The following is a 313-nucleotide window of genomic DNA, read 5'->3' on the forward strand; positions in this document are numbered from 1 at the left end:
GGATAGCATCGGCCACCTTGGTTACGTCAAGCAGATCCGCCCAGGACAGTTTCTGCAGCCCGGACAGGGAAAACTCGCCAGGAGCGACGGAATCGGGACGATAATCCTCGGTGAGCAACCGCCCAAGGTCCTCCACGCCTAGGGACAGTTCGTTGCGCTGCAACTGGACGAGGCGTCCCTCCACCCCCAGAGCAGAGACATATCCACGAACCTCAACGTCGATACGACGCCACATTTCGAACCGCTGAGCGACAGCAGCGACGTCACGCACCTGGACTTGGTCGCGAATTTCCAGGGTGGTGAGGTTCCCAGC

General features: G+C 60.4%; 1 protein-coding gene. It reads right to left on the reverse strand.

Features of this window, described 5'->3' with window-relative positions:
• On the reverse strand, nt 1–313 hold a 313-nt coding region (locus tag CKO33_RS13245), incomplete at both ends, for a hypothetical protein (protein ID WP_274600771.1).

Source organism: Ectothiorhodospira mobilis, from assembly GCF_016584115.1.
Taxonomy (GTDB): domain Bacteria; phylum Pseudomonadota; class Gammaproteobacteria; order Ectothiorhodospirales; family Ectothiorhodospiraceae; genus Ectothiorhodospira; species Ectothiorhodospira mobilis.